Annotated in this window: 16 protein-coding genes; 11 read left to right on the top strand and 5 right to left on the bottom strand. The window is 70.7% G+C overall.

The genetic code is table 11. The features are described 5' to 3' along the window. Positions 1–30: 30 nt before the first annotated feature. From aztC to aztB, 3 genes are read right to left on the bottom strand one after another with little or no spacing between them, the layout of a single operon-like run. Positions 31–972, bottom strand: a complete 942-nt coding sequence (aztC, locus tag C5E05_RS05165; RefSeq protein ID WP_104341328.1) for a zinc ABC transporter substrate-binding protein AztC — start codon at positions 970–972, stop codon at positions 31–33. A gap of 2 nt (positions 973–974) precedes the next feature. Continuing rightward, positions 975–2,288, bottom strand: a complete 1,314-nt coding sequence (locus C5E05_RS05160) for a hypothetical protein (protein WP_104341327.1) — start codon at positions 2,286–2,288, stop codon at positions 975–977. Further along, complete coding sequence (gene aztB / locus C5E05_RS05155) at positions 2,270–3,145, bottom strand: zinc ABC transporter permease AztB (protein ID WP_258063156.1); 876 nt, start codon at positions 3,143–3,145, stop codon at positions 2,270–2,272. Before aztB ends, C5E05_RS05160 begins: the two co-directional genes overlap by 19 nt. 55 nt (positions 3,146–3,200) lie before the next feature. Here aztB and C5E05_RS05150 point away from each other — a divergent pair, with 55 nt between their 5' ends. From C5E05_RS05150 to C5E05_RS05110, 9 genes are all read left to right on the top strand, one after another. Beyond that, positions 3,201–3,920, top strand: a complete 720-nt coding sequence (locus tag C5E05_RS05150; protein ID WP_181059382.1) for a metal ABC transporter ATP-binding protein — start codon at positions 3,201–3,203, stop codon at positions 3,918–3,920. Between the two features lie 72 nt (positions 3,921–3,992). Continuing rightward, positions 3,993–4,577, top strand: coding sequence for an HdeD family acid-resistance protein (locus tag C5E05_RS05145; protein WP_104241868.1), 585 nt, complete (start codon positions 3,993–3,995; stop codon positions 4,575–4,577). A gap of 6 nt (positions 4,578–4,583) precedes the next feature. Further along, a complete protein-coding gene (locus C5E05_RS05140) occupies positions 4,584–5,039 on the top strand; it encodes a hypothetical protein (protein WP_104299330.1) in 456 nt (151 codons plus the stop codon). A gap of 395 nt (positions 5,040–5,434) precedes the next feature. After that, on the top strand, positions 5,435–6,025 hold the full coding sequence (locus C5E05_RS05135) for a GNAT family N-acetyltransferase (RefSeq protein ID WP_104241864.1): 591 nt from the start codon (positions 5,435–5,437) through the stop codon (positions 6,023–6,025). A gap of 150 nt (positions 6,026–6,175) precedes the next feature. After that, a complete protein-coding gene (locus C5E05_RS20440) occupies positions 6,176–7,321 on the top strand; it encodes a peroxidase-related enzyme (protein WP_258064773.1) in 1,146 nt (381 codons plus the stop codon). 62 nt (positions 7,322–7,383) lie between these two features. Next, a complete protein-coding gene (locus C5E05_RS05125) occupies positions 7,384–8,457 on the top strand; it encodes an ABC transporter substrate-binding protein (RefSeq protein ID WP_104299328.1) in 1,074 nt (357 codons plus the stop codon). Continuing rightward, complete coding sequence (locus C5E05_RS05120; RefSeq protein ID WP_104341324.1) at positions 8,457–9,557, top strand: iron ABC transporter permease; 1,101 nt, start codon at positions 8,457–8,459, stop codon at positions 9,555–9,557. Before C5E05_RS05125 ends, C5E05_RS05120 begins: the two co-directional genes overlap by 1 nt. Then, positions 9,554–10,339 carry an ABC transporter ATP-binding protein gene (locus C5E05_RS05115; RefSeq protein ID WP_104241856.1) on the top strand — a complete coding sequence of 262 codons (786 nt, stop codon included), beginning with the start codon at positions 9,554–9,556 and terminating at the stop codon, positions 10,337–10,339. Before C5E05_RS05120 ends, C5E05_RS05115 begins: the two co-directional genes overlap by 4 nt. Continuing rightward, the gene (locus C5E05_RS05110; protein ID WP_104341323.1) at positions 10,339–12,252 is read left to right on the top strand and encodes an FAD/NAD(P)-binding protein; all 1,914 of its coding nucleotides are present in this window, start codon (positions 10,339–10,341) and stop codon (positions 12,250–12,252) included. Before C5E05_RS05115 ends, C5E05_RS05110 begins: the two co-directional genes overlap by 1 nt. Here C5E05_RS05110 and C5E05_RS05105 read toward each other — a convergent pair. Both C5E05_RS05105 and C5E05_RS05100 read right to left on the bottom strand, forming a co-directional pair. Then, entirely contained in the window at positions 12,243–13,475 is a 1,233-nt protein-coding gene (locus tag C5E05_RS05105) for an MFS transporter (RefSeq protein ID WP_104341322.1), read from the bottom strand. The two genes, C5E05_RS05110 and C5E05_RS05105, sit on opposite strands and share 10 nt — an antisense overlap. Beyond that, on the bottom strand, positions 13,468–13,893 hold the full coding sequence (locus tag C5E05_RS05100) for a metalloregulator ArsR/SmtB family transcription factor (protein WP_104341321.1): 426 nt from the start codon (positions 13,891–13,893) through the stop codon (positions 13,468–13,470). Before C5E05_RS05100 ends, C5E05_RS05105 begins: the two co-directional genes overlap by 8 nt. An 80-nt stretch (positions 13,894–13,973) precedes the next feature. Here C5E05_RS05100 and C5E05_RS05095 point away from each other — a divergent pair, with 80 nt between their 5' ends. Further along, positions 13,974–15,299, top strand: coding sequence for a GNAT family N-acetyltransferase (locus C5E05_RS05095; protein WP_181059380.1), 1,326 nt, complete (start codon positions 13,974–13,976; stop codon positions 15,297–15,299). A 75-nt stretch (positions 15,300–15,374) separates the two neighbouring features. Continuing rightward, positions 15,375–16,748 (top strand): hypothetical protein, encoded by a 1,374-nt coding sequence (locus C5E05_RS05090; RefSeq protein WP_104241846.1) that lies wholly within the window; start codon positions 15,375–15,377, stop codon positions 16,746–16,748. Positions 16,749–16,807: the final 59 nt, after the last annotated feature.

Genomic DNA, 16,807 nt, shown 5'->3' with positions numbered 1-16,807 from the left:
TTGGGGTATTGGCGCTCGCGGTCGAGCGGGCTACGAGGTGAGGCCGGTGGTGATGCGCTCCGTGTTGGCGCGCATCATCTCGAGGTAGGTCTCTGCGCCGCCGCCCGCGGGGGTGAGCGACTCGGTGAAGAGCTGCTCGACGCGGACGTCGATGCCGGCCTCCTCCGCGAGGGCGCGGGCGAGGTCGTCGGGGCTGGAGGAGTCGGCGAAGATCGTGGGCACGCGGGCGGCGGTGATGTCGGCGCTGAGCTCGGCGAAGTCGGCGGCGCTGGGTGCCGCGAGCGTGGTCCCGCCAGGGATCACGGTGCCGACGACCGTGAAGCCGAAGCGCTCGGCGAGGTAGCCGAACACGTGGTGGTTGGTGACGAGGCTCTTCGACTCGCTCGGGATGGTGTCGAACTCGCCCTGCATCCACTCGTCGAGTTCGTCGAGCTCGCTCTCGTAGGCGGCGACGGAGGCGTCGAGGGCCGCCGCGTCGAACCCGTCGAGGTCGGTCGCGAGTCGGGTGCCGAGCGCGTCGACGACCGCGGACATCCGCGCGGGGTCGGTCCAGAAGTGCGGATCGTCCATGCCTTCCGCGTCGCCTTCCGTGTAGGAGAGGGGCTCGAAGGCGTCGCTTGCCACGAAGTGCGGGATGCCGGCCGCATCGACCTGCTCGAGATGCTGCGCGACGCCCTCTTCCAGCCCGAGCCCATTGGAGACGACGAAGTCCGCGTTCTCGATCGAGGCGGCCTCCTGGGCCGTGAGACTGAAGGAGTGCGGGTCGGCGCCGGGCTTCATGAGGGTCACGACGCGCGCCTGGTCGCCGACGAGCTCGGTGACCACGTCGCCGAGGATGTTGGTGGTGACGACGATCTCGGGACGGTCATCTGCTGCGGTCGCGCTGCAGGACACGAGGCCTGCCGCGATCGCGAGCGAGGCGACGATGCCGAGTCCGTTGCGGGTGAACCGTGAGGCGGTCGATGCGCGCATGCTCAGTTTCCCGTCTCGAAGGCGAAGGCCGGGGCGGTCGGCAGCTCGAGGGTGCGGGCGACGCGCGCGCCGTCCTTGTAGTCGATCTCGTGCAGCTCGGCGGAGGCCGGCGTGCTCAGGTAGGCGCGGCTCGTGTCGACGGAGAGGTGGATGCTCGAGGCGGACTCCGGAGTGCCGATCAGCCCAGCCTGCGACCCGGTCACCTCGCCGCTCTCGCCGTCGATGACCAGCAGGGTTCCCTCGTCGTCCACGGCGACGACACGGTCGCTGTCGTCGCCGACGGCGACGGCCGTCAGGATGGGGCGTGTCGTCGGCAGGAGGGTGACCTCCTGCGAGCGGGAGGAGGCGAGCCAGATGCCGGAGTCTCCAGCGGGACCGGCCACGGCCGGGCGGTGGGGTCGGCTGTCGAGCGAGGTCGCCTGGCCGGGTGCGGTAGTTCCAGCCGCGTCTGCGGACGCGGCGTCCGGGTAGGCGACCTTCGTGATCGATGGTGCAGCGGCCGTGTCCTCGCCCTCGGCGGGCGCGGCGAACACGAGCCCATCCGCGCAGGCGAACGTCGCGCCGAGGCTCGTCTGCTGCACATCGCTCAGCCCAGGGCAGTCGACTCCCTCGCCGAGCTTCGTGCCGTCAGACGAGTAGGCGGTGAGGACGGGGGAGGCGCCCGCCGACGCGACGCTGCTCGCGACCACGGCGTCGCCCAGCGGCGCGGCCGCGGCGGAGTGGGCCGCCGACTCGATGCGGGTGAGCTCGACGGTCTCGCCCTGGCCGAGGGCGTGCCGGTCCAGCACCACCGTCGTGCCGGACGTCTCGAAGCTCAGGGCGGCGAGGTCCTCGTTCGAGGAGACCCGCGCAGCTCCCGTCTCGGTGAGCTCGCCGACGAGGCCAGGAGTCGCACGGTAGTAGTGGACGTGATCCCCGTGGGGCACCGTCCACACCCCGGTGTCGATGATCTCCGTCTTTCCATCGGCGGCGCCGGAGCCCGAGAAGATGAACCGGCCGTCGCTGACGGCCCACGACGCGGGCGCCACGGCATCGAGTGCGGTGCTCTCGCCGGTGAGCAGGTTGAGGACGCTCACGGAGCCGTCCGCGCCGATGCTGCCGATGCTCGTCTGGGCTTCGGCGAGCTCCTCGGCCCCCGCCACGAAGCCGTGCGCCTGCTCTTCGGTGGTCGGCGCGCTCGCGGTCGGTTCGGTCTCGGAGCCCGGCGACGTGCATCCGGCGAGGGCGAGCATGCCGACGAGGGCGAGGGATGCGCGAGGTGCGAGTCCTCGGGCGGGGACTCGGGGGAGCGGGGAGATCAGGCGTGTGCGGGGCAAGACTGGTCGCTTTCTGCTGGAGCGGTGGTTCGGGGGATGGGGCGGCTGGAGCGCGGTGCACGCAGCACCGAGGCGACGCCGACGGAGATGACGGCGGTCAGCGCGATGGCAGGACCAGCCGCGATGGCGAGATGCCACGAGGCGTAGAGGCCGACGACGACGGAGGCGATGCCGATCGCGCTGCCGAGCGCCATGATGCCGACGACGCTCTTCCTGCTGAGGGATGCGGCGGCCGGGGGAGCGAGGAGGAGCGCGGTCACGAGGAGCGTTCCGATGGTCTGGTAGGAGGCGATGACCGCGATCGCCACGAGGGCGATGAGGGCGAGGCTCGCGCGCTCCGGCCGCAGTCCGAGCGTGAACGCCTTGCGCTCGTCGAAGGCGAGCGCGGTGAAGGGCCGGTGGCAGAGGGCGAGTCCGGCGGCGGCGAGCGCGAGCGCTGCGCCGATGAGCCAGAGCTCGCCTGGCCCGATCGCGAGCACGTCGCCGAACAGCATCGCCGTGACGTCGACGGCGAAGCTCCCCGACCTGGACACGATCGCGATGCCGAGCGCGAGCATCCCGACGAAGAGGATGCCGATGGCCGTGTCGTTGGAGAGCCGTGTCCGCTTCGTGAGGGTGCGCACGCCGACGGCCATGACGGCTGCCGAGACGGATGCTCCGGCGACCGGCGGGAGGCCGAGGAGGACTGAGACGGCGACGCCGGGGAGGATGCCGTGGGCGAGCGCCTCGCCGAGGAAGGCCATGCCGCGCAGGACCACCCAGGTGCCGACGCAGGCGCACAGCACGGCGGCGAGGGAGCCGCCGAGGAGGGCTCTGGCGAAGAAGCTCGCCTCGAGGGGATCGGTGAGGAAGGGCACGAGGAAGGACCGTAGCATAATGAAAACGCTTCTCATTACCGATAGGGTGGCGCGCATGGCTGCCCTCATCACGCTCGCGAACGTCACTGTCCGCTACGACGCACACGCCGCGCTGTCCGACGTCTCGCTTGAAGTGCGACGCTCCGCGATCACCGTCATCGTCGGGCACAACGGCTCAGGCAAGAGCACGCTCCTCGGCGTGCTCGCCGGGACCACCCCGCTCACCTCGGGGACCCTCGACTGGCACGATTTCGACGCCAGGCCCGGCAGCATCGCCTACGTGCCCCAGCACGCCCGGCTGCCCGAGGCCTTCCCCCTGACGGTCGGTGCCGCCGTCGCGATGGGCCGCTGGGGCAGAGCGGGAAACCGGCCGAGCGCCTCGAGCTGGCGCTGGGGGCGAGGCGCGCAGGCCCGCACCCGCGACGCCGAGCTCGTCGACGCCGCCATCCAGCAGCTCGGCCTCGGCGAGCTTCGCGGACGTCTCCTCAGCCAGCTCTCCGGCGGCCAGCGGCAGCGAGCCCTCGTCGCCCAGGGCATCGCGCAGGACACGGAGGTGCTGCTCTTCGACGAGCCGACCGCAGGGGTCGACGCGGAATCCAGTGCACGCATCGCGGCGTGCCTCGCCGCGCTCGCCGAACAGGGCAGGGCCGTTGTCGTCGCCAGCCACGACGCCGGAGAGATCGCAGCGGCGGACACCGTCGTCGCGCTGCGCGACGGACACGTGATCCCCGGGGAATCGCGGATGACTGCGCGAAGCGCTGCATCACTAGGATGACGACTACCCCTCGCTCCACGGACGAGGAGCGTCGGCGCCGTGCACGGCGCATCCCCGTCGAAGGAGCCCGCAATGAGCCAGTCAACCCCGATCGTTCGTTTCAACCTCGACCCGAGTCTCCTCAGCCAGAGGCAGGTGAGCACGCTGCGCTGGATCTTCGGCATCGGCGGAGCCGTGGCGATCATCCTCGGCATCGTCGCGCTCGCCTTCCCGATCAAGGCCCTCACCGCCATCGCCTGGATCTTCGGGCTGTTCTTCATCTTCTCGGGCGCCCTGCGCCTCATCCGCGCCGTCGTCTCCAAGGGCATCCCCACCGGCTGGCGGGTCTTCAACGGCGTCGTCGGGCTGCTGCTCATCGCGGGTGGCGTCATCGCCCTCGTCCAGCCCGTTGCCCTCATCGACGCGCTCGGCATCCTCATTGCGATCACCTGGATCATCGAGGGCATCGCGGCGCTCGCGGATGGATCTCCCGGCCAGTCCCGCGGCTTCGCGATCTTCTCCGGCGTGCTCAGCATCGTCGCCGGCCTCCTCATCCTCCTCTGGCCTGCCGGCGTCGTCGTCGTCGCCCTGTGGATCGTGGCGATCATCCTCGTCATCGGCGGGATCACGCAGCTCGTCATGGCGTACCGCTTCGGCAAGCACGCGAAGAAGGCCTGACCCGACATGGCAACCATCACCTCCAAGATCCGTCTCGTCGACGACGCACCCTCCTCGCGGCCGCGCACCTTCACGCGCATCCTGCTCGGCGGCTTCCTCGTCTTTGCCGGGGTCACGCACCTCACGGTCGCCCGCGAGGAGTTCACGGCGCAGGTGCCGAAGTCGGTGACCAAGCACACGCCGCTCTCGACCGATCAGGTCGTGCTCGCGTCCGGCGTCGCCGAGATCGCGCTCGGCCTGTCGCTCCTGTTCGCGCGTCGCTCGGCCCGTCCGACCGTGGGCTGGATCGCAGCCGGATTCTTCACGGCCGTCTTCCCGGGCAACCTCGCGCAGTTCGCGCGTCGCCGCGACGCGTTCGGGCTCGACACCGACAGGAAGCGCTTCCTGCGCCTCTTCTTCCAGCCGGTGCTCATCGCGTGGTCGCTGTACTCGACCGGAGGCTGGCGCCGCCGCGTGAAGTAGCGGCGTTTCTCGAAGTGCGGGCGCTCCTGGATGTGCGGACGCTCCTGCCCCCGCACCGCCTCACCCTCTGGCCATCTCGGGATGGCTTCCGCGCTTCCCGATGGGTTGCAACCCATCGGGAAGCGCGGAACCCATCCCGAAACCTGTTGAGGGGATGGTTCGGATGTGCCGCGTCAGACCGGGTGGGCCGAGGGGGCAGCCTTCTCGACGCGTGCTGGTGCGTCTCTGAGGTCACGAGTATGTCCGATCTGGCGAAGGTGAGTGTGCTCCGAAGGTCTCGCAGACCGACGCTGATGTTCCCCCACCGCCTCAGAAGCGTGTAGATGTTCCGTCGCACTCGACGCTTCTGCGCGTCGCCCCGGTCCCGATACATCTGCGAGTGCGACACTGCAGGGGTGGATGCACACCTCCGACCATGGGTGGCCGACGATGCCCCTGCACTTGCGAATGCCATGCGAACGTCGCCCGACCTCGCCGCGCAGTTCCCGGGAGGTGTGCCCTCGACAGAGCTCGACTTCGTCTCCTACATGGCGCAGCATCTGGTCTCCGGCACCGCGAAACACGACCTGGCGATCATCGTCGACGGCATCGCGGTCGGAAACGTCGGGCTGAGCAACATCGAGCACGTGCACCAGACCGGGTGGGCCTACTACTGGCTGGCGAAGGGGGCTCGCGGCAGGGGCCTCGCGACGCGTGGCCTCGCCACGATCGCGGACCTGGCGTTCACGGAGCTCGGCCTCTTCCGCCTCGAGCTCGGCCACCGGACCGGGAACGCGGCGTCCTGCCGCGTCGCGAGTCGTGCCGGGTTCAGGCCCGAGGGCATCGAGCGGCAGAAGCTCCGCTACGGGAAGCAGCGGTTCGACGTCGAGACGCACGCGCGACTGACGCTCGACCCGGTCCCCGACATCGAGCTCATCCCGCGCACCGCCTCCCTGGCGGGGCCGCGGCAGCCGGACCTCACGCGGCCGGATCTCGGCCTCGCCTGAGGCCAGGCGGGTGGCCGAGGTCGGGACGTACTCGGTGAGGATGCGCCTCGGCGGGGGAGTTCACGCGGGGTAACGCGATTCCGCGGGGCGTCGCACGGGATGGCAGGTTGGTATCTGATTTCCCCGATCTCGACTGCTGAGGACTCCCACGTGCGCATCTCCCCGACCGTTCCCGAGTCGATCGCCTCACTGAGGGCCGCGAAGCCCGAGGTGGTCGAGCAGACGCTCGCCGCCTACACGGCGCTCTACGAGAGCCCGCAGGTGATCGAGAGCGGCCTGCTCCATGGCTTCGCCAGGACGGTCGCGCGCTGGCAGGGCAACGCGCAGCTCGCCGACTGGCATCTGGCGCAGGGCGCCGATGCTCGTCTGCTCGGCGACGAGCTGCCCGCAGATGCGAAGCTGCGCGCGCTCGTGGAGCACGTGGACCTCATCACGGTGTCGCCTGCGCTGGCCACCCACGAAGACCATCACGTGCTGCCGGTCGCTGGTGTCACCCCGGACGAGATCGTGCTGCTGAGCCAGCTCGTGGCCTTCGAGAGCTACCTGGCACGCATGCTGGACGGCGACGCGCTGCTCGCCGGAACCGCGCCGGAGCGAGTGGATGCGCCCGCCCGCGCCACGGTCGCCGCCGGTCGGTCGAAGGACCTCTCGGGCCGCACCATCGCCGGACTGGCGAAGCCGACCGAGTACACGCAGGAGCAGCTCGAGTGGTCGCCGTGGGTGGCCGCCCCCGACGAGGCGGAGCTGACGGCCGAGCAGGTCGACTCGTTCGCCGCGAAGGCGACCACCAACAGCGTCTACTTCCGGCTCCTGTCCAGGGTTCCTGCGGTGCTGAAGGCCCGCAGCGCCATCGACAACGCCGTGTTCCTCGGCAAGGGCGGGCTGCCTCGCGCCGAGCGGGAGCTCGCCGCGGCCGTCGCAAGCAAGGTCAACGACTGCATCTACTGCGCCTCGGTGCACTCCAGGAAGGCGACCTTCCAGTCGAAGCGCCACGACGACGTGCAGCGGGTGCTGGACTCGGGCCTCGCTCGCGACGCCGACTGGCAGCCGACCTCGCTCGACGCGCTCAGCGACGGTCAGGACGAACGCTGGAGCGCCATCATCCGCTTCGCCGCGAGCCTGTCGACGCTGCGCCCGAGTGCCACGCCCGCGCAGATCGACGAGCTGCGCGCGCTCGGCCTCGACGACGCCGAGCTGTTCGACCTCGTTGGGTCGACGGCATTCTTCGCCTGGGCGAACCGCCTGATGCTGAGCCTCGGCGAGCCGAACTGGCCCGCCGCAGCCGCCAGCAGCTGAGCATCCGCGCCACTGCGCCGCCCCTGAACGTTCTGCACGACCTGCCACCGAGAGGTACCGATATGCCCATCTCACGCCGACTGCCCGCCGCCATCGCGGCCCTCGTCGCCAGCTCCCTGCTCCTCGCCGGCTGCGGCACGGTGACCCCCGAGGGCGGAGCCGACGCCGAGACCATCACCGTCGTCGACGATCAGGACCGCGAGGTCACGATCAACGGACCCGTCGAACGGGCCGTGGTGCTCAACAGCTACGGCAACGAGTTCGTGCGGGCGATCGGCGCCGGCGACACGGTCGTGGGCGTCGACCGCGCATCCATCAACCGCCTTCCGTACCTGCCGGTCGACGAGAGCGACGTCATCGCCGAGGGCCTCGACCAGATCAACTACGAGGCGGTCGCGGAGCTCGACCCCGACGTCGTCATCATGCCCCGCAACGCCGTCTGGCAGGAGGCCGCCGAGCAGCTCGAATCGTTCGGCATCCCCGTCGTCGTCGCGACCGCCTGGGACTACGCGGTGTTCGACGAGACCGTCACCCTCCTCGGCCAGGTCTTCCAGAAGGAAGAGGGAGCAAGCGCCGTCACCGACTTCTCGAACGAGATCCTCGACGTCGTCGCCGAGCGCACCGAGGGCGTCGAGCCCGTGCCCGTCTACTGGGAGACGGTCGACCCGTACCTGACGGTGCTGCCCGGGTCCGGCTTCCACGCCATCATCGAGGCGGCAGGCGGCACGAACGTCTTCGAGAACGCCGCAGGCGGTGGCGACGAGCAGGAGGAGATCACGGTCGACCCCGCCGAGGTCGTCACCCGCAACCCGGCCGTCATCGTCCACGAGTTCGAGCCGAGCGCGACGCCGACCGGCCAGGAGCGCTTCGACACGCTCGGCGCCGAGATCACGTCCCGACCGGGCTGGTCGAACATCACGGCCATCCAGGACGGCGAGGTCTACCTCGCCAACGGCTGGGCGACCAGCGCCGTCGCGAAGTCCATCGGCGCCCTCTACCTCGCCAAGTGGCTGCACCCGGAGGAGTTCGCCGACGTGAACCCCGACGAGTTCCTCGAGCGCTGGGTCGTCGACTTCCAGCAGACCGACTTCCCTGGCGCCAGCGAGTACATCCAGCAGTACCAGGCGGCCGCGTAGTGGCCATCGCGACGCCGAAGACCGGCACGGATACCCCGGGCGAGCAGAACGCGGTCGCCTCGAGCGAGCGCAAGCGCGCGAACGTCAAGCGGCTCGCCATCATCGGCGGCGTGGTCGTGAGCACCCTCGCCGTCGTCGCCGCCGTCACCATCGGCACGGCCGGAGTGACCTTCGGCGACGTCTGGAAGGCCGTCACCCTGTCGATCTTCGGCGGGACGCTCGAGAACGAGTTCGCGCAGAAGTTCTCCATCGTCACCGAGCTGCGCCTCCCACGCGTGCTGCTGGCCTTCGCCGCCGGCGCAGGACTCTCGCTGTCGGGTGTCCTCATGCAGGGGCTGCTCAGGAACCCGCTCGTGAGCCCCTTCACGCTCGGCGTCTCGCCGGCGGCCGCGTTCGGCGCTGCCCTCGCGATCACCATCGCGGGTGGCACGACGCTGCCCTCGTGGGCGATCATCGCGAGCGCGCTGGTCGTCTCGCTCGCCGTCTCGGCGCTCGTACTCGGGCTCGCCTCCGCCAAGGGCATGGCCATCGCCACGCTCCTGCTCCTCGGCATCGCCATCACGCAGCTCTTCGAGGCGCTCACCGCGGCGCTCCAGTTCACGGCCAACGAGAACACGCTGCAGGCCATCGTGCGCTGGACGTTCGGCTCCGTGAACGACGCGACGTGGGGTGACGTGCAGACGGTCGGCATCCTCGTCCTCGCGACGATCCCGTTCGTGCTGTGGTTCGCCAAGGACCTCAATGCCGTCGCCTTCGCGGGCGACGACGCGGCCAAGAGCCTCGGCGTCAACGTGCAGGCGCTCCGCGTCGGGCTCATCGTCGTCGCGGTTGTGCTCGCCGCCGTCATCGTCAGCTTCTGCGGCGTGATCGGCTTCGTGGGACTCGTCGGCCCGCACATCGCGCGCCTCATCATCGGCGCGGACCACCGCTACCTCATCCCGTTCTCGGTGCTCACGGGAGGGCTGCTGCTGCTCGTCGCCGACACCGTCGGGCGCACGATCCTGGCACCCGCCGTCATCCCCGTCGGCATCGTGGTCGCCTTCATCGGCGCGCCCATCTTCATCCAGCTCATCCTCACGAGGAAGACGGCCCTCAAATGAGCCTGACGATCGACGGCATCGAGTTCGCCTACGGCAAGCACAAGGTGCTGAAGGGCGTGAGCCTCGAAGTGCAGGACGGCACCTTCTGCGCGCTGCTCGGACCGAACGGCTCCGGCAAGTCGACGCTCACGAAGATCATCGCCCGCGTTCACAAGCCGAGCGTGGGGACCGTCACGTTCGACGGCACCGACGTGCTCGGCCTCGGCAGGCGCGAGCACGCGCGAACGGTGGCCTACGTGCCGCAGTCCGGAGAGGCGCCCTTCGACCTCACGGTGCGCGAGGCGGTGCTGCTCGGTCGCACGCCCCACTATGGGATGGCGCCAGGCGCCGAGGACTGGCGGCACGTCCAGGACGCGATCACGCTCCTGAACCTCGACTCTCTCGTGGACAGGAACATGTCCGAGCTCTCCGGGGGCCAGGCGCAGCGTGTGCTCGTGGCCAGGGCCCTCGCGCAGGACCCGAAGGTGCTCCTGCTCGACGAGCCGACGAGCGCGCTCGACCTGCGCTACCAGATCGAGACGCTGCAGATCGTGCGCCGCATCACCCGCACGAAGGGCATCACGGCCCTCATCGCGATCCACGACCTCAACCACGCCGGCCGCTTCTGCGACCAGATCGTCATGCTCGACCAGGGTACGATCATCAAGAGCGGGACACCGGCTGAGGCGCTGCAGGAGGACACCCTCAAGCAGGTCTACGGGCTGCGCGTGACCGTCGAGGAGCGCGAAGGCTTCGTCGAGGTTCGGCCAGTCGTCGAGGACGACCTGGAGTACCGCATCTGATGTTCGACGCCGTCATCGTCGGGGGCGGTCCGCGCGCCGTCGCCACGGTCCTCAGGGTGGTGGCGCGCCGACCAGACGCGTGCATCCGCGTAGCCATCGTCGACGCGATCGACGTGGGGGCCGGAGCGACCTGGCGCATCGACCAGCCGGCAGAGTTCCTCAACAACACGACCTCCGGCTCGACGACCATCCACGCCGACGAGTCGACCAGGATGACCGGGCCGATCGTGCCGGGCCCGGACCTCGTCGACTGGGCGGCCGCGATCGTCGACCGTGGCGAGCACCCCACGCCGTGGGTGCTCGAGGAGGCGCGCGCGGTGCGCCCCGGCAGCTTCCCCTCTCGGCGGCTGCAGGGGGTCTACTTCCGCGAGCAGCTGGCAGCGGCCGAAGCGAGCGGGCACGTGGAGCTGGCCCGAATCCGGGGAACCGCAGTGGACGTGCGCGACGACGGCCCCGACGCACGCACCGTCGTGCTCGCCGACGGCACCGAGCTGCGGGCGCCGATCGTCGTGCTCGCCCAGGGCATGGTGCAGACGCTGCCGAGCGACGAGACACAGCGCTTCGAGCGGGCAGCGCGAGAGCTCGGCCTGGTCTACATCGCCCCTGGCATGCCGGCCGAGCAGGACTGGGGCAAGGTGCCAGCGGGCGAGGACGTCATCGTCCGCGGCCTCGGCGCGAACTTCTTCGACGTCGTCGCCGTGCTCACGGCGGGGCGCGGCGGACGGTTCGAGCCCGTCGCCGGCGATGCGCGAGGGCGACTTCGCTACCTGCCGTCCGGGAACGAGCCCATCCTCCACGCCGGTTCGCGCCGCGGCGTGCCGTACCGCGCCAAGGCGGACGGGTGGGCGGAGGCGTCGCCGTTCGTGGCACGCGCCGCGAACCCGGAGTGGTTCAGGGCGCTCGCCGCGGCCGAGCCGGAGTCGTTGGACTTCCGAGGCGACGTCTGGCCGTCCATCGCGCGTGAGTTCGCTGTTGCGTACCTCGCCGCCCTCTCGGGTTGGGCACCCCACGCCCTCACTGTCTCGCTTCCGGAGGCCCTCGCCGCCCTCGACGATGCCGAGAACGTCAGCGCCATCGACGACATCCTCACGGCGTCCATCGACCAGCGTGCTGACGACGGTGCCCACGCGTTCACGATCGACTCGCTGCGACGCCCGACGCGGGGACAGCAGGTGAGCCCCGAGCGTTGGCGGCGTCAGGTCGAGCAGCTCGTCGAGAGCGAGCTCGGGTCGATGTCCTCGCCAGACGAGCATCCTCGCGCCGCGGTCAACCGCGCGATGGGGGCTCTGCGGGGCCAGGCGGCACGACTCGCCGTGAGCGGCGTGCTCGAGGGCCGCTCGGCTGTCACCGACTTCGAAGGCTGGTTCAACGCGGACGGGCTGTTCCTCGCATCCGGCCCACCGTCCGGGCGGACTCGTGAGGTGCTCGCGCTCATCGACGCCGGCTTGCTCCGGCTGACCGGCCCCGAGACCTCGGTATCGCTCGATGTCGAGGCCGGCGAGTTCGTCGCCCGCTCCGCGATCACGGGCATCGAGGTGCGCGCCCGCGCGCTCATCGAACCTCGTATGTCGAAGGGGAAGGTGCCTGCGACCGACGACCCGCTGCTGCGCGCGCTGCTGGACTCCGGACGCGCTCGAGTGCACGCGCGACGAGCGCGAGACGGAGCGGCCGTCGAGACGGACAGCATGGAGGCGACGGGCGCGAGCCTGGAGGAGGGGGAGCCCGGCCTCAATCTCGTGCGGCGCGACGGCTCCGTCGACGATCGAGTGGTTGTGCTCGGCATCCCGGCCCTCAGCACGCAGCCGGGCAGCGCGATCGGGGCGACGCCGCGCAAGCCCTCACCGCTGCTGGCCGGTGCCGACGTCGCCGCGAGGCAGATCGTCCGGCTCGCGAGCCAGCAGCGTCAGAGCTGAACGCGGTGCGGGGCTGGCTCGCGAGCGCCCCGAGGCACCCACGTCAGCCCGGCCACGAGGACGGCAAGGAGGGCCACGATGCCGAGGATCAGGCCCGCCGGCGCGAGACCGAGCTGCGCGCCCGCGAGGCCAGCGATCGGGTAGCAGAGCATGAAGCAGGCGTGTGAGAGCGAGAACTGGGCCGCGAAGACCGCGGGTCGCTGCTCGCCAGATGCCGCCCTCCGGAGGAGCCGCGAGGAAGGCGTCAGGATCAGCGAGGTCGCGGCGCCGAGCAGCCCCCACACGGGGAGGGCGAGTGGCCAGGCCCACGCTGCATCGGTCGAGAGCACGCCCGCCATCGCGAGGAGGCCGATCGGGATGAGGGCAGCGCCGGCCAGCATGACCCGGCGGTCGGAGACGCGATCGAGCACCCGAGGCAGCGCGAGCGCCACGAGCAGGGAGCCGGCTCCGTAGGAGGCGAGCAGGATCGCGAGGTCCGACTGCGCCCGCCCGAGCTGCGCCTGCACGAAGACGACCGAGTTCACGATCACCATGGCCGTGCCGGCCGCGACCGCCAGGTTCAGCGCCAGGAGGGCCCTGAGGTCGCGGGTGCGCAAGAAGACCCGCAGCCCGGAGGTCAGCCGGGAGATGAAGGGGCTCGGGGCTGCGAGCGTGCGGGTGGGGAACGTCGTCGTGCCGACGAGCGTCGCCGAGATGACGAAGCCGAGGACGGTCCCGACGAACAGCGAGTTGGAGCTGACGACGGTGAGCAGCAGGGCTGCGAGCAGCGGGCTCACGAGTGCCTCGAGGTCGTAGGCGAGGCGCGAGAGCGAGAGCGCCCGCGTGTAGAGGCGCTCATCCGGGAGCACGTCGGGGATGACGGCCTGGAAGGTGGGCGTGAAGGTCGCGGACGCTGCCTGCAGGACGAAGACGAGCACGTAGACCTGCCAGACCTCGCCGACGAAGGGGAGGCCGAGTGCGATGAGGGCGCGGATGAGGTCAGCAGAGATGAGGACACGGCGTCGTGACCACCGGCTCGTGACCGCCGCCATGACGGGCGACACCACGACATAGGCGATCATCTTGATCGTCAGCGCGGTGCCGAGCACGATGCCAGCGTCGCCGCCCGCGAGGTCGAACGCGAGGAGGCCGAGCGCGACCGTGAGCAGCCCCGTGCCGACGAGCGCGATGACCTGGGCGGAGAAGAGCCGCCGGAACGCCCGGTTGGCGAGGACCTCACGCATCGACGTCTCCGCGCAGCTCGCGACTCGGCTGCGGGTCTCGCCGGTGGTGGGGCGGGATGGCGTCGGCGCCTCCGACCCCGGCGACGGAGTGCTCGGCCTGGAACAGCGCGTCGGCAACGAGCCGCTTCGCGTGCCCGTTGATGAGCCGGTAGAAGACGCGCGTGCCTTCCTGCCTGGTCGCGACGATGCGGGCGAGGCGCAGCTTGGCGAGGTGCTGCGAGACGCTCGCCGGCGTCTTGCCGACGGCCTCGGCGATGTCGTTCACGGAGTGCTCCCCGTCGTCGAGGACGAGCACGATGCGCACGCGCGTCGCGTCGGCGAGCATGCCGAAGACCTCGGCGGCGAGTTCGACGGTCGGGTTGTCGAGCTCGATGTGTCCGAATGAACCCGTGCCGTCTTCCTGCGTATCTGCATGCATACGCAGATAATGGCATAGTTGGGGGTGTCGCGTCGAGGACGCGCCCAGCGCGGCGCTGTCCTGGCCCCTACCCTGGATGCATGACTGCAGCCGACGACTTCGCGCGCCATCCCATCGACCCGACCTCCGCGGCGAAGCTCGCCGAGTCCGGCCTGCGCTACGAGACGCTCGATACCGATGACGCGGCCACCTTCAACGCATGGGCGCGAGCAGACCTCCGTGGATTCCTCGCCGCCGAGCCGAGCGAGAAGCAGCTCGAGGGGATGCGCGCATCCCTGGGCTACCGCCGCACGACGGGCGTCTGGGACGACTCGGCGCCCCTCGTCGACGAGCCCATCGCCACGGTGAGCTCGTGGCCCGCCGACCTCACGCTGCCGGGCGGCAGCCAGCTGACCAGCTGGGCGATCAGCTCGGTGACCGTCTCCCAGGCTCGCCGCCGCCGCGGGATCGCCAGGAACCTGCTCGAGGGGGAGCTGCGCACGGCCGCGGCCCTTGGCCTCCCGCTCGCGGCCCTCACGGTGTCGGAGTCGACGATCTACGGCCGGTTCGGCTTCGGGCCCGCGACCTTCGCCGCGAGCTTCAGCATCGACACGCGCCGCGTCCGCTGGGCCGGCCCGACCCCGGGCGGTCGCGTCGACTACGTGGGGCGGGAGCAGTGGGCCGAGCAGATCGGCGGCCTCTTCGACCGCGTCAGGGTGGCGCGGGTCGGGGAGATCGAGGGCTGGGACGGAATGTGGCCCCGCCTCGCGGGAACGGTGCACGACGAGGACGGCGATGGCAAGAAGCTCCGCGCCATCACCTACACCTCGGAGGCCGGCGACCTCGAGGGGGCAGCGCTGTTCAAGCTCGAGGGCGGCGACCACGACTACGCGAGCCACACGCTGAACGTCGAGTTCCTCCGCGCCGTCAGCGACGACGCCTACGCCGCGCTGTGGCGCTTCTTCCTCGAGGCCGATCTCGTCGCGACCGTCAAGGCGGAGCAGCTCGCCATCGACGAGCCCATCAGGTGGATGCTCGGCGACCAGCGGGCCGCGACCGTCACGACCTCCGACCACCAGTGGCTGCGCATCCTGGACACGAAGGCCGTGCTGGACGCGCGACGGTATTCGTCGCCCGGCGTGCTCGGACTCGAGATCGAGGATGCGCTCGGCTTCGCGGGCGGCTCGTTCGTGCTCACGGTCGGCGCGGATGGCGTTGGGGCGGCGGAGCCGGTCGATGCTCTGCCCGAGGGTTCGGCAGCCGTGCGCCTGGGCGTGGACGCGCTCGGGTCGCTCTTCCTCGGCGGTGTATCGCCCGCCGCGCTCCGCGCAGCAGGCTCCCTGCATGAGCTGAGCGACGGGGCGGCGGAGCTCGCGGGACGCGTGCTGCGGGTCTCGCCGGAGCCCTCGCCGGGCATCTGGTACTGAGCTCCGCGGTGCGCCGCTCCGCCGACGGTGAACATCGCCAGCTTGGCGGGGCGGCGCGCAACTAGAATCTGCGATATGGCATCTGGATTCTGGGGGCGCGCTCGCCGCGCGAAGCAAGCGCAGCAGGCCGAGATCGACGCCCACGACAAGGACCTGGCGATGAAGGCGGGTGTTGCGCTCGTCGACGCCGATGAGCGCATCCGGCTCATGAACGACGAGCTCTCGTTCGCGGAGGCCGAACTGGGCTCCGGCGCGACACAGGATCTGAAGGACACGCTCGTCAACGTGCGCAAGTACATGGGCGAGGCGTTCCACTTGAACCAGCTGAACGTCGATGACATCCCGGACACGCCAGACGAGCTGCGCACCAGGAACGCGCGGATCGTGCAGATCTGCGAGTGGGCGATGGGGCTGCTCGAAGAGAAGTCCTCGGTGCTCGAGGAGGCCGTCGCGGTGGTGAGGCAGACGCCCGCCGTGCTCGAGGGCGTCAAGCGGGACTCGGAGCGGCTGCGCGCGCGCATCCCGGACGCGCAGGCCAGCATCGATCGTCTCGCGCTGCGCTACTCGGACGCCGCGCTGCACCAGGTGGGCGACAACCCCGCCGAGGCGGCCCAGCTCCTGACCTTCGCGGAGCACAGCGCCGACGTGTCGCTGCGCCGCCGTGAGGCCGGGCAGAACGAGCAGTCGCGGCTTGCCCTCGAGGCGTCCACGGAGGCCGTGCGCCGCGTGCATACGCTGCTCGACGCCGTCGAGAACTACGAGATCGAGGCCCTCCGCGCCGAGTCGACGCTCGCTGCCGTGATCGCGGACTCGAGGGGCGATCTCGTCGCGGCGAGAGACGTGCCACGCAGCCAGGAGGTCGAGGAAGCCGCGAAGCGGCTCACCGATGCGCTCGCCGCGCTCCCTCCCGCGGGCGAGCGAACCGACCCGTTCGCGTCGCTCTCGAGGCTCCGTGCCGCGAACACGGGACTCGACGAGGCGATCGCCAAGGCCAGGGACAGGGCCGCGCGGCCCATCCCGTCGCAGACTCAGGTCGTGACCGCCATCGACGACGCGGATCGGCAGATCGCCGTCGCCAACGACGTCATCTCCGGCCACCGTGGCTGGATCGGCTCGGCGCCGCGCACCCGGCTTGCCGAGGCGGAGCGCATCCGCAACGAGCTGGTCAGCTTCCGGGGCGGTGAAGACGAACGCGAGCAGGCGCTTGCGCTGGCACGCCGGGCGGGTTCGCTCGCGAGCGAGGCGCTGCAGCTCGCGCAGCGCGACATCGACCAGTCGCGTCCGCAGCAGCAGCAGGGATACGACGAGTGGGGCCAGCCGCGTGGCGGCGGCTACCAGGGCGGCTACGGCGGTCGCGGCGGCCGACGTGGCGGAGACATGGGCGACGTCGTTGGCGGCGTGCTCGGCGGCCTCATGATCGGCGGGTTGCTCGACGGGATGTTCGACTAGCGGCTCCGGCACCCCGGTCGGGCCCTCGCTGCCGCGGCTCCCGCCGGCCGTCGTCGTTC

Origin of the sequence: Pseudoclavibacter sp. AY1H1 (assembly GCF_002931055.1) — a bacterium.
Lineage (GTDB): Bacteria > Actinomycetota > Actinomycetes > Actinomycetales > Microbacteriaceae > Pseudoclavibacter.
This window is presented reverse-complemented; position numbering and strand designations above follow the sequence as displayed.

Coding starts and splice junctions, on each gene's coding strand:
- aztC (WP_104341328.1), bottom strand. CDS start 972: ATGCGCGCATCGACCGCCTCACGGTTCACCCGCAACGGACTCGGCATC.
- C5E05_RS05150 (WP_181059382.1), top strand. CDS start 3,201: ATGGCTGCCCTCATCACGCTCGCGAACGTCACTGTCCGCTACGACGCA.
- C5E05_RS05145 (WP_104241868.1), top strand. CDS start 3,993: ATGAGCCAGTCAACCCCGATCGTTCGTTTCAACCTCGACCCGAGTCTC.
- C5E05_RS05140 (WP_104299330.1), top strand. CDS start 4,584: ATGGCAACCATCACCTCCAAGATCCGTCTCGTCGACGACGCACCCTCC.
- C5E05_RS05125 (WP_104299328.1), top strand. CDS start 7,384: ATGCCCATCTCACGCCGACTGCCCGCCGCCATCGCGGCCCTCGTCGCC.
- C5E05_RS05115 (WP_104241856.1), top strand. CDS start 9,554: ATGAGCCTGACGATCGACGGCATCGAGTTCGCCTACGGCAAGCACAAG.
- C5E05_RS05110 (WP_104341323.1), top strand. CDS start 10,339: ATGTTCGACGCCGTCATCGTCGGGGGCGGTCCGCGCGCCGTCGCCACG.
- C5E05_RS05105 (WP_104341322.1), bottom strand. CDS start 13,475: ATGCGTGAGGTCCTCGCCAACCGGGCGTTCCGGCGGCTCTTCTCCGCC.
- C5E05_RS05100 (WP_104341321.1), bottom strand. CDS start 13,893: ATGCATGCAGATACGCAGGAAGACGGCACGGGTTCATTCGGACACATC.
- C5E05_RS05095 (WP_181059380.1), top strand. CDS start 13,974: ATGACTGCAGCCGACGACTTCGCGCGCCATCCCATCGACCCGACCTCC.
- C5E05_RS05090 (WP_104241846.1), top strand. CDS start 15,375: ATGGCATCTGGATTCTGGGGGCGCGCTCGCCGCGCGAAGCAAGCGCAG.